Source organism: Arthrobacter sp. MDT2-16 (genome assembly GCF_054510925.1).
Genome location: NZ_JBTNDP010000001.1, coordinates 359,572 through 374,455, shown reverse-complemented (window position 1 = coordinate 374,455; position 14,884 = coordinate 359,572). Strand labels below are relative to the sequence as shown.

13 protein-coding genes are annotated in these 14,884 nt (G+C 71.1%); 10 read left to right on the top strand and 3 right to left on the bottom strand.

Annotated elements, in window-relative coordinates; genetic code table 11:
- The first annotated feature begins 1 nt into the window (after window position 1).
- Genes paaB through ACX80N_RS01835 form a run of 5 tightly spaced genes read left to right on the top strand, consistent with a single transcriptional unit; the run spans window position 2 to window position 3,589 of the window.
- A complete protein-coding gene (gene paaB, locus ACX80N_RS01855; protein ID WP_105033248.1) occupies window positions 2-295 on the top strand; it encodes a 1,2-phenylacetyl-CoA epoxidase subunit PaaB in 294 nt (97 codons plus the stop codon).
- Complete coding sequence (gene paaC, locus ACX80N_RS01850; protein ID WP_459338062.1) at window positions 292-1,116, top strand: 1,2-phenylacetyl-CoA epoxidase subunit PaaC; 825 nt, start codon at window positions 292-294, stop codon at window positions 1,114-1,116. The genes paaB and paaC overlap by 4 nt, the downstream gene beginning before the upstream one ends.
- Window positions 1,116-1,622 (top strand): 1,2-phenylacetyl-CoA epoxidase subunit PaaD, encoded by a 507-nt coding sequence (paaD, locus tag ACX80N_RS01845; RefSeq protein ID WP_459338061.1) that lies wholly within the window; start codon window positions 1,116-1,118, stop codon window positions 1,620-1,622. Before paaC ends, paaD begins: the two co-directional genes overlap by 1 nt.
- A complete protein-coding gene (paaE, locus tag ACX80N_RS01840) occupies window positions 1,622-2,752 on the top strand; it encodes a 1,2-phenylacetyl-CoA epoxidase subunit PaaE (protein WP_459338060.1) in 1,131 nt (376 codons plus the stop codon). The genes paaD and paaE overlap by 1 nt, the downstream gene beginning before the upstream one ends.
- Before the next feature lie 57 nt (window positions 2,753-2,809).
- Window positions 2,810-3,589, top strand: a complete 780-nt coding sequence (locus ACX80N_RS01835; protein ID WP_459338462.1) for an enoyl-CoA hydratase/isomerase family protein — start codon at window positions 2,810-2,812, stop codon at window positions 3,587-3,589.
- A 33-nt stretch (window positions 3,590-3,622) separates the two neighbouring features.
- Here the strand turns inward: ACX80N_RS01835 and ACX80N_RS01830 are convergent, their stop codons facing one another.
- Window positions 3,623-4,066 carry an Lrp/AsnC family transcriptional regulator gene (locus tag ACX80N_RS01830; RefSeq protein ID WP_240615249.1) on the bottom strand — a complete coding sequence of 148 codons (444 nt, stop codon included), beginning with the start codon at window positions 4,064-4,066 and terminating at the stop codon, window positions 3,623-3,625.
- Window positions 4,067-4,308: 242 nt separating this feature from the next.
- Between ACX80N_RS01830 and pdhA the strand changes: the two genes are divergently transcribed.
- The 4 genes from pdhA (at window position 4,309) to ACX80N_RS01810 (ending at window position 9,606) form a co-directional block, all read left to right on the top strand.
- On the top strand, window positions 4,309-5,466 hold the full coding sequence (gene pdhA, locus ACX80N_RS01825) for a pyruvate dehydrogenase (acetyl-transferring) E1 component subunit alpha (protein WP_459338461.1): 1,158 nt from the start codon (window positions 4,309-4,311) through the stop codon (window positions 5,464-5,466).
- Complete coding sequence (locus ACX80N_RS01820; protein WP_459338059.1) at window positions 5,463-6,533, top strand: alpha-ketoacid dehydrogenase subunit beta; 1,071 nt, start codon at window positions 5,463-5,465, stop codon at window positions 6,531-6,533. The genes pdhA and ACX80N_RS01820 overlap by 4 nt, the downstream gene beginning before the upstream one ends.
- A 2-nt stretch (window positions 6,534-6,535) precedes the next feature.
- Window positions 6,536-8,086 (top strand): dihydrolipoamide acetyltransferase family protein, encoded by a 1,551-nt coding sequence (locus tag ACX80N_RS01815; protein WP_459338058.1) that lies wholly within the window; start codon window positions 6,536-6,538, stop codon window positions 8,084-8,086.
- 746 nt (window positions 8,087-8,832) lie between these two features.
- A complete protein-coding gene (locus ACX80N_RS01810) occupies window positions 8,833-9,606 on the top strand; it encodes a hypothetical protein (RefSeq protein WP_459338057.1) in 774 nt (257 codons plus the stop codon).
- Between the two features lie 127 nt (window positions 9,607-9,733).
- Here ACX80N_RS01810 and ACX80N_RS01805 read toward each other — a convergent pair whose 3' ends face one another.
- On the bottom strand, window positions 9,734-10,558 hold the full coding sequence (locus ACX80N_RS01805; RefSeq protein ID WP_459338056.1) for a polysaccharide deacetylase family protein: 825 nt from the start codon (window positions 10,556-10,558) through the stop codon (window positions 9,734-9,736).
- Window positions 10,559-10,817: 259 nt separating this feature from the next.
- Here ACX80N_RS01805 and ACX80N_RS01800 point away from each other — a divergent pair, with 259 nt between their 5' ends.
- A complete protein-coding gene (locus tag ACX80N_RS01800) occupies window positions 10,818-13,340 on the top strand; it encodes an excinuclease ABC subunit UvrA (protein WP_459338460.1) in 2,523 nt (840 codons plus the stop codon).
- Window positions 13,341-13,439: 99 nt separating this feature from the next.
- Here the strand turns inward: ACX80N_RS01800 and yczR are convergent, their stop codons facing one another.
- The gene (yczR, locus tag ACX80N_RS01795; RefSeq protein ID WP_459338055.1) at window positions 13,440-14,852 is read right to left on the bottom strand and encodes a MocR-like transcription factor YczR; all 1,413 of its coding nucleotides are present in this window, start codon (window positions 14,850-14,852) and stop codon (window positions 13,440-13,442) included.
- Window positions 14,853-14,884 lie beyond the last annotated feature (32 nt).

Below are 14,884 nucleotides of genomic sequence, written 5' to 3'. Positions count from 1 at the left end.
CCTGCAGGAAGAACGCGTCGCATGGCCGCTCTGGGAGGTCTTCGTACGGTCCTCGCGCGGTCTCTCGCACGTCCACGCGGGCTCGCTGCACGCGCCGGACGCCGAGATGGCGGTCCGCAACGCCCGTGACCTGTACACGCGACGCAACGAGGGCGTGAGCCTGTGGGTGGTGCCGGCGTCGTCGATCATCACGAGTGATCCCGATGCGAAGGACAGCTTCTTCGAGTCGCCGCAGGGCAAGGACTACCGCCACGCCACGTACTACACGAAGAGCGAAGGGGTGAAGCACCTGTGAGCGAGGCCAACGCCAGCGCCACCCGCATCACGCCGGGCGACGCGCTCCGACCCGAGGACATCGCGCTCCAGGAGGCGGCGCCGGACGACGCCGTCGCGCAGTACGCGCTGTGGCTCGGCGACGACGCCCTCATCCTCGCGCAGCGCCTCGGCTGGTGGATCTCCCGCGCTCCCGAGCTCGAGGAGGACGTGGCGCTCGCCAACATCGCCCTCGACCAGATCGGTCACGCGCGGTCCTTCCTGACCTACGCCGGACGCGCCTGGGGCAGGACCGAGGACGACCTCGCCTACTTCCGCCGCGAGCCGGAGTTCCGCTCCGTGCACCTCGTGGAGCAGCCCAACGGTGACTTCGCGCGGACGATCGCGCGGCAGCTCGTCGTCGCCCTGTACCAGTGGGAGCTGTACTCGCGGCTCGTCCACTCGACCGATGCGACGCTCGCCGCGATCGCCGCGAAGGCCGTCAAGGAGGTCGACTACCACCGGGACCACAGCATCCAGTGGGTGCTCCGCCTCGCGCTCGGCACCGACGAATCGCGCCGCCGGATGATCGCCGGACTCACACTGACCGGGCCCTACATCGACGAGCTGTTCACCGACTACCCGCTGATCGACGAGCTCGGCGACGCCGGCGTCCGCCCGAGCAGCCTCCGTGCGCCGTTCGACGCCGCGCTGCAGGCCGTCCTCGGCGAGGCCGAACTCGAACTCCCTGCCGTGCCCGGTGCGGTGGGTGGCGGACGGCTCGGCCGGCACAGCGAGCACCTCGGCTACATCCTGGCCGAGCTGCAGGTGCTCGCGCGCGAGCATCCCGGAGCCTCCTGGTGATGGTCGCCGACCTGCGCCCCGCCGCGGGCCCCGACGCCGCCGTCTGGGACATCGCGGCAACGGTCTGCGACCCCGAGATCCCGGTCCTCACCATCGAGGACCTCGGCGTGCTGCGTGACGCACACGTGGCCGAGACGGGCCAGGTGCAGGTGACCATCACGCCCACCTACTCGGGTTGCCCCGCGATGGACGCCATCCGCGACGACGTCACCGCGGCGCTCCGGATCGCCGGGTACGACGACGTCGCCGTCCGCCTCACGCTCTCGCCCGCCTGGACCACCGACTGGCTCAGCGACGACGGCAGGGCCAAGCTGGCGCGGTACGGCATCGCGCCGCCCACGGGGAAGGCCGCTGCCGGGCCCGTGCGCATCGGGCTGAGCGTTAAGTGCCCCCAGTGCTCGTCGCTGGACACCCGTGAGATGACGCGCTTCGGATCCACCTCCTGCAAGGCCCTGTACGTCTGCAATGCCTGCAGGGAACCCTTCGACTACTTCAAGGTGCACTGATGGCCGTCGTCCTCGCCCCCTCGACCAAGCGGCGGAGCTCCTTCCACACCCTCACCGTGCGCGACGTCCGCCGCCTGACGGAGGACGCCGTCGAGGTGGTACTCGACGTCCCCCCGGACCTGCAGGACGAGTACGACTATCTCCCCGGGCAGTACGTGGCCCTGCGGACCACGCTCGAGGTCGACGGTGAGCCGAAGGACGTGAGGCGCAGCTACTCGATCTGCGCCGACCCGCGGCCGGGCGAACTGCGCGTCGCGGTCAAGCGTGACCTCGGCGGGGTCTTCTCCACCTGGGTCAACGAGTCCCTGAAGGCCGGGGACACGCTGCAGGTCATGAGCCCGCTCGGACAGTTCACCCCGCGCACGACGCCGGGGCAGCAGGCCGCCTCCCTCGTCGCCGTCGCGGCGGGGTCCGGCATCACCCCGGTCATCTCCATCGCCCGGTCCATGCTCGCGAGCGGCCCGAACGTTCGCTTCGACCTCGTCTACGCGAACCGGGCCGCGATGGACGTCATGTTCCTCGAGGAACTCGCGGACCTGAAGGACCGCTACCCCTCCCGTTTCGCGGTCCACCACGTCCTGTCCCGTGAACAGCGCATCTCGCCGCTGCTCTCGGGGAGGATCGACGCCGAGAAGCTGGAGAAGCTGCTCGGCACCGTCATCGCGCCGGACCGCGTGGACGAATGGTTCCTCTGCGGGCCCTTCGAGCTCGTGCAGCTGTGCCGGAACTTCCTGGCCGAGCGGGGCGTGGCCGCGGACGCTGTGCGGTTCGAGCTGTTCACCACAGGGGAGCCCACCCGGCCCGAAGGAAGCATCGGCCGGCCCGTGGTGCCGGACGCCGCCGGGCAGAACTACACCATCTCCTTCAACCTCGACGGACTCCAGGGCTCCGTGCAGAGCCCCACCCATGCGCGCGAGTCGATCCTCAACGCGGCGCTGCGGGTGCGCCCCGACGTCCCCTTCGCCTGCGCGGGCGGAGTGTGCGGGACGTGCCGTGCGAAGGTCGTCGAGGGGACGGTGGCCATGGAGGAGAACTACGCCCTCGAGCCCGACGAGGTCGCCTCCGGCTTCGTCCTCACGTGCCAGGCCCACCCCACCAGCGACGCCGTCGCGGTCGACTACGACGCCTAGGAGCGCTCCATGTCTGCACAGCCCGGGATCCCAGCGTCGACCGGCTCCGCCGCGGGCATGGTCCGGTTGACCATCGCGGACGGCATCGCCGAGGTGGTGCTGGACGCCCCGTACCGGCTCAACGCCGTGGACGAGCAGGCACTCGCCGACCTCGCCGGCGCCTACGACGCCGCCGCCGCCGGGGTGCGCGAGGGGACCGTCCGGGCCCTCGTGCTCCGCGGGGAGGGACGGGCGTTCTGCGCGGGCCGGAATCTCGGGTCGATCGAGCCCGGGTCCGACGACGCCTACGGCTTCCTCGACGCCACGCTGACCCCTTTGCTGCGGACGATGGCGGACTTCCCGGCACCGACCTTCGCCGCCGCGCAGGGCGCGTGCCTCGGCGTCGGCCTGGGTCTGCTCATCGCCACGGACGTGGTGTACGTCGCGGAGGACGCGAAGATCGGCTCCCCGTTCGCCAACCTGGGGCTCGTCCTCGACTCCGGCGGGCACTGGCTGTTCACGGAGCGGCTCGGCGCGCACCGGGCCCTCGACCTCATGTACACGGGGGATCTCATGACCGGGGCCGAGGCCGTTGCCGGAGGCCTCTTCAGCCGGGCCGTCCCCGCGGCCGACCTGCTCGAGCTGACGCGGACCAAGGCGGCGAGGGCGGCCAGCGGCCCGCTGCAGGCGCTCGTCGCCTCCAAGCAGCTCGTGGGGAGGATCCGTGACGAGCGGCTCGGGCTGTGGGAAGCCATCCGCGGGGAGAACGACGTCCAGGGGGTGCTCGGCGCCTCGGACGACTACCGTGAGGGCCTCGAGGCGTTCCGGGAGAAGCGGGCACCGCGCTTCGGCGGCTGAGTCCGTCGCTTCAGCCGGTGTCCGCAGGGCGCGTCACCGCGTGTCGAGGTCCTCGAAGACCAGGAACGTCTGGGTGTCGAGCACGCCCGGCATGGACTGCAGCTGATCGAAGATGACGCGCCGCAGCCCCACGTTGTCCTCCGCGCGCACCAGGAGGATGACGTCGAAGTCACCGCCCACGAGCGCGATGTGGTGGATCTCCGGCACGCTCCGGAGGTTCTCCCGGAGCTCCCGCCAGGAATGCTGCCGCACCTTCAGGGTCACGTAGGCGGAGGACCGCAGGCCGGCCTTCAGGGGATCGATGATCGCCGTGAACCGAGTCAGGACGCCGTCCTCGGTGAGCTTCGCGATGCGCGAGTACGCGTGCGCGCGGGAGATGTGGACCCGCTCCGCCACCGAGGTGACGGACTGCCGGCCGTCCCTCGTCAGCTCCGCCAGGATCTTCCGATCGACGTCGTCGAGGTTCCCGTCCACCACGTGTCCACGCTCCTTCGCGTAATGCAGGTCACATTCAACAATTCGTCCACAGAATACCGCGTGTGGAACGTTCTGATCCAGAATTTCCGGACGCCGTGGATACAAAAGGCGCCCGCTGACCATACTGGACCTACACAGCATCCAGCGTCGGAGCTACCGCTCCAACTGGAACAGGTGCCGCTCCCGCGGCCCGTGATGGAGGCGGAATGAGTACGGCAACAAACGAAGGACGCGGGCGCCGCATGGGCGGGGCGGCCGGTGGCACGCCCTCGACGGCGGCGCACGCCCTGCTTCCCTCACCGGAACCCGTGCAGCTGGTGGACCCGGAGGGGCACCCGCACCCGGACGACCGCTACCCCCTCCCCGACGGCGACCGCCTGCTCGGTGCCTACGGTCGTCTGGTCGCCGGCCGCCGCATCAACGACCAGGCCAACGCCCTCGTCCGGCAGGGACGCCTGGCGGTCTATCCGTCCTCCCACGGGCAGGAGGCGTGCCAGGTCGCCGCCGCCGTCGTCCTCGGGGACGAGGACTGGCTGTTCCCCACGTACCGCGACACCGTCGCCGTCATCACGCGCGGTGTCGATCCCCTCGAGGTCCTGACGCTGCTGCGCGGCGACTGGCACGCAGGCTACGACCCCCACGAACACCGCGTGGCGACGCAGGCCACGCCGCTCGCCACGCAGCTGCTGCACGCGGTCGGCGTCGCCCATGCGGCGAAGCTCCGCGGCGAGTCCACGGTGGTCCTGGCCATGTGCGGTGACGGCGCGACGAGCGAGGGCGACTTCCACGAGGCCCTGAACTTCGCCGCCGTGTTCCACGTCCCCGTGGTCTTCTTCGTCCAGAACAACGAGTTCGCGATCTCCGTGCCGCTGAAGAACCAGACCGTGGCTCCCTCGCTGGCGCACAAGGCCATCGGCTACGGCATGCCGGGGGAGCGCGTGGACGGCAACGACCTCGCGGCTCTTCTCGCCGTGCTCGGAGCCGCCGTGGACAGGGCGCGCGACGGAGGCGGGCCCTCGCTGGTCGAGGCCCACACCTACCGCATGCAGGCGCACACCAACGCCGACGACGCCACGCGCTACCGCTCCGCCGACGACGTCGAGCGGTGGGTGCCGAAGGACCCGATCCTGCGGATGCGCACCTACCTGAAGACGCTGGACCTGCTGACGGAGGAGGGCGAGCAGGCGTTCGCCGCCGACGCGGACGCGACCGCGGCGGTCATCCGCAAGGGACTCAACACGGAGGTCGAAGTGAACCCGGCAGAGCTCTTCGAGTACGTGTACACGGAGAAGACATCGCAGCTGCGCGAACAGGCAGCACTGCTGCGCGAGGAACTGGCACGGGACGCGGACGCAGCAGCGGCCGGGACCGACGGTTCGATGGAGGGGCACCAGCGATGACGCAGACCACGGAAGCTCCCGCGCCCGGCACCACCCTGCCCGACGCCGGTGCGGCACCCGCACCCAGGGCCACGACGTTCGCGAAGGCGCTGAACGCGGCACTCGCAGACGCCATGGAGGCCGACGCGGCCGTCCTCATGTTCGGGGAGGACGTGGGCCCGCTGGGCGGCGTCTTCCGCATCACCGACGGTCTGACCGCCCGCTTCGGCGAGGAGCGCTGCTTCGACACGCCGCTCGCGGAGTCCGGCATCATGGGCATGGCCGTGGGCATGGCGATGAACGGCATGAAGCCCGTCGTCGAGATGCAGTTCGACGCGTTCGCCTACCCGGCGTTCGAGCAGGTGGTCAGCCACGTCGCCAAGATGCCGAACCGGACCAAGGGCAGGGTGCGCCTGCCGATCGTCATCCGCATCCCCTATGCCGGTGGCATCGGCGGCGTGGAGCACCACTGCGACTCGTCCGAGGCCTACTACGCCCACACGCCGGGCCTCACGGTGCTCGCCCCCGCGACGGTCCGCGACGCCTACTTCATGCTGCGCGAGGCCATCGCGTCCCCGGACCCGGTGGTGTTCCTCGAGCCCAAGAAGCTCTACTGGTCCAAGGAGGAGGTGGACCTCGCCGAGCTCCGCCGCACCTACGACGATGGGGAGGCCCCGCGCCGGATCGGACGCGCCGTCGTCGCCCGCCCCGGGACCGACGCGACCCTGATCAGCTACGGACCATCCGTCCCGACGGCGCTCGCGGCTGCTGCTGCGGCCGCCGAGGAGGGTCGCTCCATCGAGGTCATCGACCTCCGGTCGATCGTCCCGTTCGACGACGGGACCGTCTGCGCGAGCGTCCGCAGGACCGGGCGCGCCGTCGTGGTCGCGGAGGCTCCCGGCTTCGCGTCCGTGGCCTCGGAGATCGTCGCCCGCGTCCAGGAGCGCTGCTTCCACTCGCTCGCAGCGCCGGTGCTCCGGGTCACCGGCTTCGACATCCCGTATCCCTCGCCCAAGCTCGAGCACTTCTACCTGCCGAGCGTGGATCGCATCCTCGATGCGGTGGACAGCCTGCAGTGGGAGGACTGACCATGAGCGCACCTGCCGTGAATGCGGCCCTCCTCGTGTTCGCCCTGCCCGACCTCGGTGAAGGTCTGACCGAGGCCGAACTCGTGTCCTGGCTCGTCGCCGAGGGTGATGCCGTGGCCGTCGACCAGCCCGTCGCCGAGGTGGAGACCGCCAAGTCCGTGGTCGAGGTCCCCTCGCCCTTCGCCGGCACCGTGGCCGTCCTGCACGGCCGGCCCGGCGAGGTGCTCGACGTCGGGGCGCCGTTCCTGTCCGTCCGGCCGGAAGGATCCGAGGCGCCACCTGCAGGTACTTCGTCCGGGCTCGCCTCGGATGCGGCACCTGCTGTCGCTGCCGCTGCGTCCGCACTGCGTGAGGACGCCGGGGTGCCCACGGCGGCGACGCACGAAGGCGGTGAGCCGACGACGAGCGAGGGCTCCGGCAACGTACTGATCGGCTACGGCACGCCCGGAGGACTCACGGGCGGACGACGTCGTCCGCGCAAGGGTGCTGCGGTGCGTCCGGCGGGAACGACGCCGGAGACCGCCGTCGCGGCGCCCGCCGCAGCGCCGGCATCCGGGGAGCCTGCGTCGCCCGCATCCACCTCCGGCGTCTCCCCGGCAGGCGCGGCGACCCTGTGCGTCTCGCCCCTGGTGCGGAAACTGGCACGTGAGCATGGACTGCGCCTGGAGGATGTGCGCGGATCGGGGGAGGAGGGGCTGATCCTGCGCCGGGACGTCGAAGCGGCGATCGCTGCGCGCCCGCAGGCCTCCGACGTCGCATCGCAGGCGGCTTCCTCGTCGCCGCCCGCAGGGCGGCCCGGAGAGGCCGCGGAACCCGGGTCCGCGGAGCGCGATGCAAGGTCCGGTCTTGCTGTCCTCGAGCGCACGCCCCTTCGAGGTGTCCGCCGGACGATCGCCGAGGCGATGTCCCGCAGCCGACGCGAGATCCCCGAGGCCACGGTCTGGGTGGATGTCGACGTGACAGCCCTCGTCGAGCTCCGCGCAGCGATGAAGCGGAGGACGCCCGACGCCGTACCCGGGATCCTGTCCTTCGTGGCGCGCTTCGTGGTCGCAGGCCTGGCCCGGTACCCGGAACTGAACAGCAGGATCGAGACCGGCGACGGCGGGAGCCAGGAACTGGTACGCGTGGACGGCGTCAACCTCGGCATCGCGGCGCAGACGGACCGCGGCCTCGTGGTGCCCAGTGTCCGCCGTGCGGACACGATGTCCGCGCGGGAGCTCGACGCCGAGATCCGCCGGCTGGCGGGCCTCGCCAGGGAGGGCAAGGCGACGCCGTCGGACCTGTCCTCCGGTACGTTCACGCTGAACAACTACGGGGTGTTCGGCGTGGATGGCAGTGCGGCGATCATCAACTACCCCGAGTCGGCGATCCTCGGCATGGGTCGGATCATCGACCGCCCGTGGGTGGTCGACGGGCAGCTCGCGGTGCGGAAGGTCACGGAGCTGACGCTCGCGTTCGATCACCGCGTCTGTGACGGTGGCACTGCAGGGGGCTTCCTGAGGTTCGTCGCCGACGCGATGGAGGATCCGGGCGCCATGCTCGCGGATCTCTGACAGCTGGATCCTCGCCGGCGGGCCATTGCTCGCGGACCGTGTCGGCATGGAATACGTCCTGCAGGCCCGCGGCGGTTGCTGACAAAGGCCTGTCACGAGGTTTCGCAAGGTGTGGCGCGCGCCCTCCGAGGTCATCCTGCCGGTCCGCGGCTACGCAACGGGCCTGGGTGATGACCACCTGGAGTCATGTCGAGCGTAGGTGTACCACGTTGCTGTGCCCGATAGCTCAGGCGATGCATACGGTTCGACGGGCATCGATCCGAGGTCGGTCCGATACTCGCGTAGATATCCGCGTGCAGCCCATTGTCACCGGGCCGTCTGAACCACGGATCCGGCATGGGTCGGCGACGACGGTCCGCCTGCGCGCACTGCGGGCGTACTGCCGTCGGCGGTGCTGGGACGTCGTGGGGAGCAGGCGCCTTCGCCTCGAGCGACGGCCGGAGCGGCGGCACTCTTCACCCACTGTCGCATTGCTCGAGACCGGTCGATGAGCAAGGGGTGGAAGGCACGGGAGTGGGAAGGAGCGAGCGCGCAAGGATTGTAGAGTGCGGGCGCCTGAGCGGCAACCTCTGTGCCGGCGGACACTCCTGGGGGGAGGATGGAACACGAGGAAGCTGCGCCGCGGCGACATCAGAATCAGTATCTGCTGGATGGACAGTGCAAGTTCGCGACGAAGCGCTCGAGTAGCACCACGGTGGATCCGATCACGGATCCGCCCTCACCGCACAGTGAAGGATACGAATCCCATGAACAAGATGCGCCTCCTAGCAGCACCCGCCCTCGCCATCAGCGCCGTCGCACTGGCAGGGGCTCCGGCCATGGCCGCCGATGGCAGCTACTCCTCGACCCTCGGTCAGCTCAACGGGACAACGGGCACGGGCACCGTCACCGTGGACGTCGTGGGTGACCAGGCCACGGTCAACCTGCAGGTGTCCGGTCTGGCCGAGACGTTCCAGGGTGCCCCGTACCCCCACGTGCAGCACATCCACGGTGGCGCGGCCGGGGTCTGCCCGACCCCCGCTGCTGACACGAACGCCGACGGGATCATCAGCGTCACCGAGAGTGCCCCCGGCTACGGTGGGATCCTGGCGACGGTGACAACCTCCGGGCCGACGACTCCTGCGGAGGCCCTGAACCTCCAGCTCGCCGGGCAGGGCGGGTCCTACGTCATCCAGCGCACCTTCACCGTCGATGCCACGACACTGGCGGAACTCGAGGCCGGCCGGGCGGTCTTCAACGTCCACGGTCTGGATCCCGCCACCACCCCGTCGACGGCGGAAGCCTTCAATGCGCCCAGCGACCTGGACCCGGCACTACCAGCCGGGGCCACCGCGCCCGCACTGTGTGGCACGCTCCTGAAGACCCAGATGGGCGCGCTGCCCTCCGGTGGGGCGAACACCGGTGCCGTCGTCGAGACGTCCTCGACGTCGGTGGGCATGATCGCCCTCGGTGGAGGTCTGGTGCTCGCGGCCGCAGCGGGCGGGACCTACGCGGTCCGGCGTCACCACGCGAAGGCGTAGCGGCGCCGCCACGCCAGGGTGTAGCGGATGTCGCTGCAGGGCGGGGACCCATCCGCCGCGATGCCGAGCGTGAGCGATGCGGCGCTGAGCGGCCGTCGTGGGTACTTCCAGTGCCTGCGACGGCCGTTCAGTGCTCGAAGACGTCGTCGAGGGTCACCGGGATCAGTCCGCGATCGGCGATGAGCTGCTGAAGCTGCGGGAAGACCCTCGTGACCGGGAGGAAGTTCAGGTGCCCGATCACGATGTGGGCGGGCAGGAACCACCGGTCGGCGAGGCCGAGGATCTCCTGCTCGGAGCGGAGGTCCGAATCGGCCAGGGATCCGTACCACATGGCGGGACAGGTGTAGCCGATCGAGGCTGCCGCTGCGTCGGTCCGCCGGTCGCGGTATCCGAAGGGGGGCCGGTAGTAGGGGCGCGGATCGACGCCGTAGGTCGAGACGATGAAGTCGTGGTTCCGCTGGAGTTCGGCGACGATGCCCGCGTCATCGAGGTGGGTGAGGGCGGCATGGGACCAGGTGTGGTTGCCCAGTTGCACCTGACCGGAGGCCACCAGCGGTTTGAGCAGCTCGGCGTGCTCGGTCCACCCGGGGTAGGACCCGTTGAGGAAGAAGGTCAGGCGCGTTCCGCTCGTCCGGGCGAACTCGATGTAGAGCCGGACCACCTCGGCGTCGGACCCGTCGTCGACCGTCCACGCGAGGACCGGCTCGGAGGTGGGCAGGCCCGTGATCACGCCTGCGGGCAGCGGCACCTTCGTCACGGCGGGCGACGGCGGAACGGGCGGCGGTACGGGTGCCGGTGCCACTGGAGAGGGAGTGGGCGCCGGATGCGGAGGGCCCGTCGGTCCTGCCGCCCGCGGAGCTTCGGCGAGGATGCGCGAGGGTGGCGTGCAGCCGGCCAGCCCGATGCTCACACCGCCCGCGACGATCGCTGCGACGAACGTTCGGCGCTCCATGAAGGTCCCTTCCCCCGAGGTGACGGCCACACATGACACATCGCTCCTTCCGGTCGGAGGGAGCGACGCAGAGCCGAGGGCCCGCCGTGGAGGACGAGCGGTTCGGCATTCGGAGCCTACAGGGCCGGACCGTCCGTGCACCCTCGACGCGTACCCGTCCCGGTTGCGGGTCCGCGCACCCGGGCGTCGTCGGGCCGGTCCGGAACCTGCGCCCTTCCCCGGGCCGCCGGACCGTAGGGTGGGGACGGTGACCGAAACGATGAACGACGCCCTCGGCGAGACCGGTATCCTCGACGGGTTCGTCCAGGTACGTGGTGCCAACGAGAACAATCTGCGCGGAGTCGACGTGGACTGCCCACGTGACGCCGTGGTGGCCTTCACCGGTGTGTCCGGGTCGGGGAAGTCCTCGCTGGCCTTCGGGACGATCTATGCGGAGGCCCAGCGCCGCTACCTGGAATCGGTGGCTCCCTACGCCCGCCGGCTCATCCAGCAGGGCCACACACCCCACGTCGGATCGATCACCGGACTCCCTCCCGCCGTCGCCCTGCAGCAGCGCCGCGGTACCCCGAGCGTGCGTTCCACCGTCGGCACGCTCACGACGCTCTCGAACTCGCTGCGGATGCTGTACTCACGTGCCGGGACGTATCCGGCCGACGCCGCCGACAGGCTGGAGTCCGACGCCTTCTCGCCCAATACGGCCGCCGGTGCGTGTCCCCGCTGCCACGGGCTCGGTGTGGCACGCGACGTCACCGAGCAGACCCTCGTCCCGGACCCGTCGCTGACCATCCGGGAGGGTGCCATCGCCGCCTGGCCCGGTGCCTGGCAGGGCAAGAACCTCCGCGACGTCGTCAGCGAACTCGGCCACGACATCGACGTCCCGTGGCGGGATCTCCCCCAGGAGGCTCGCACCTGGCTCCTGTTCACCGAGGAGCAGCCCGTCGTCCAGGTCACGCCGCAGCGCGACCGCGTGGCCAAGCCCTACAAGGGGCGATTCTGGAGCGCCAAGAGCTATGTGATGCACACCCTCCATGACTCCAAGAGCCAGCAGATGCGCGACCGTGTGCTGCCGTTCATGGAGTCCGGTCCCTGCGGACTGTGCGGCGGCAGCGGACTGCGCCCGGAAGCGCTCGCCGTGACGTTCGCCGGGCTCTCGATCGCCGAGACGAATGCCCTGCCACTGGAGGACCTGGCCGCCCATCTCCGACCTGCGGCGAGCATCGAGCGGCCGACGGCGGCGCACCGGTCGTCCACCTCGGGCGAGGGTACCGAGGTGTCCGTGACCATCACGAGGGACCTCGTCCAGCGGCTCGGCGTCCTGGTGGACCTCGGGCTGGGGTACCTCAGCCTGAACCGTTCGACGCCGACGCTTTCACCCGGTGAGATGCAGCGCCTGCGCATCGCGACACAGCTCCGTTCCGGCCTGTTCGGCGTGGTCTACGTGCTCGACGAACCGTCGGCAGGCCTGCACCCGGCCGATGTCGAGCCGCTCCTCGCCGTCCTCGAGGCCCTGAAGGACGCTGGCAACACCGTCTTCGTGGTCGAGCACAACATGGACGTCGTCCGGCGCTCGGACTGGATCGTCGATGTCGGGCCCGCGGCAGGGGAGGGCGGTGGCAGGATCGTCTACAGCGGTCCGGCCGACGGGCTCGCCGACGTGCCCGCATCCGTGACGGCACCCTTCCTGGCCCGGACCGCCCCGGCCGGTACTGGACAGGATGAGCCGCGGGAACCGGCGGGCTGGCTGCGGCTCGAAGGCATCCACCGCCACAACCTCCGGGGGCTCGACGCCGACATCCCGGTGGGAGTCCTGACAGCGGTGACCGGCGTCTCCGGCTCGGGCAAGTCCACGCTGGTGGGCAGGGTCCTCGCCGAGGCGGTGGGAGCCCGCGTGCGCGACGAGACACCCACGGACGGGACGCCCGACGACGGCGATGCCCCGCCCACCGTCGTCGGGCGCGTCCGCGGACTGGAGAGCATCGACCGGCTGGTCAGTGTGGACCAGAAACCGATCGGTCGGACACCGCGCTCCAACCTCGCGACCTACACCGGGCTCTTCGACGCGGTGCGGAAGGCCTTCGCCGCCACACCCGAGGCGAGGTCGAAGGGGTTCGGCGCCGGCCGCTTCTCCTTCAACGTGCAGGGCGGCCGGTGCGAGACCTGCCAGGGTGAGGGCTTCGTGGCGGTCGAGCTCCTGTTCCTCCCCGGGAGCTACGGGCCCTGCCCGGCCTGCCACGGTGCCCGCTACAACGAGGAGACGCTGACGGTCCTGCTCCGGGGGCGCACCGTAGCGGACGTCCTCGGGATGACGGTCGACGACGCCGCCCTGTTCCTCACGGACCTCCCGGCCGCGGCGCGTTCTCTCGCCACGCTGCAGGAGGTGGGGCTCGGGTACCTGCGGCTGGGCCAGCCGGCCACCGAACTGTCCGGGGGAGAGGCGCAGCGCATCAAGCTCGCCACCGAGCTGCAGCGTGTTCGGCGCGGGCACACCCTGTACCTGCTGGACGAGCCGACCACGGGCCTGCATCCCGCGGACGTCGTCCTGCTCCTCGCACAGCTGCGGAAGCTGGTGGAGGCCGGCAACACGGTGGTCGTGGTGGAGCACACGATGGCGGTCGTGGCGGCCGCGGACTGGGTGATCGACCTCGGCCCCGGCGGCGGGTCGGCGGGCGGGCTGATCGTCGCGACCGGCACCCCGCGCGAGGTCGCCGCTCTCGGAGCGGGTACCAGCGTCACGGCCCGCTACCTCGCGGCACACCTCGACGGCGGGCGCCCGGCGGCCTGATGCCGGTCCGGCCACGCCGGTGCACGCGCGAGGCCGTCGCGCACAGGCGCCGTCCCCTCGAGGGACAGCCACGCGGGGGCGAGGATGTCCACGGCCCGGTCACACGAGTGCCGGCGCGAAGTCGTCGCGCACAGGCGCCATCCCCTCGAGGGACAGCCACGCGGAGGCGAGGATGCCCACGGCCCGCCGCGTGTCCTCCAACGGGTAGCTGAACGGCACCCGCAGGAACCGCTCGAAGACCCCGCCCGGGCCGAAGCGGGGCCCTGCGCCCAGCAGCAGGCCGCGGTCGCGGGCGGCCAGGGCCAGCTGCGAGCTGACCGGCGCACCGAGGTCGACCCACGTGCAGAGCCCGCCCCGGACGTGTGGCACCTCCCAGCCCGGCAGGGCCTCCCGGAGCAGTGCGGCGAGGTCCCTGCGGCCCTCGGCGAGCTGCCTGGCGCGGAACCGCAGTAGCTCGTCGTAGGTACCCAGCATCTCGAGCGCGATGAGCTGCTCGAGGATGGGCGTCCCGAGGTCGTGCGCGTACCTGGACTGCACGAGCCGGCGGATCATGTCCTCGTCCGCCCGGATCCAGCCGATGCGCAGTCCGCCCCACACGGTCTTGCCCATGGACCCGATCAGTACGGCGGGCCCGAAGGCGGCCAACGGGAGATCGGCGTCACCGTCGATCCTCAGTTCGGCCATCGTCTCGTCGGCGACGACCACCGTGCCCTCACGGCCCGCAGCCGCCATCAGGCGCTCGCGCTGCTGCACGGGCATGACGGCACCGGTGGGGTTGTGGAAGTCGGGCATCAGGTAGGCCAGCGCCGGGTGTCCGCGCCGGAACGCCTGCTCGAGGCCGTCGTCGTCCCAGCCCTGCGCGGTGTCGACGGACACGGGGACCAGGCGGCGCCCGGCCGAGCGGAGGGCCCCGTACGCGTGCGGGTAGCTCGGTGCCTCGACCAGCGCGGTGCCGGTGCGGGGCAGGACCATGCGCGCCACGAGCGAGATGGCGTGCTGCGCTCCGAGGGTCACCATGACCTGGTCCGGCGCCGTCGGGACCCCGCGTCCCGCGTACCGGTCCGCGAGGGCCTGGCGCAGCCGGGGGAGCCCGAGGGGGTCGTAGCCGTTGCCGTTGAGGTACGCGGGCAGTTCGGCGGCCGCCCTCGCAGCCGCCTCTCCGACCTGCGGAGCGGCCGGGAGGGCCGCCTTGCTGAAGTCGAGCACGACGCCGGCGCCGCCGTCGTCGTGCTCCGGCGCGCCACGTCCCGGCATGGCGATCACGCTGCCGGAGCCACGCGTGCTCTCGAGGTAGCCGGCAGCCCTCAGGCGGGCGTAGGCCGCGGCCACCGTGGTCCTGCTGACGGCGAGCTGCGTCGCGAGTTCCCGCTCGGCCGGGAGGCGGGTGCCCAGGGGGACGCGGCCGTCGAGGGTGAGGAGCCGGATGCGGTCGGCGAGGGCGGCATAGGCGGGCCCCGCGGTGCGCCAGGTACCCAGTTCGACGGCGAGACGACGGGCGGGAAGGACCAGCATGAGGCCACCATGCCACAATTGGCACCTTGAAG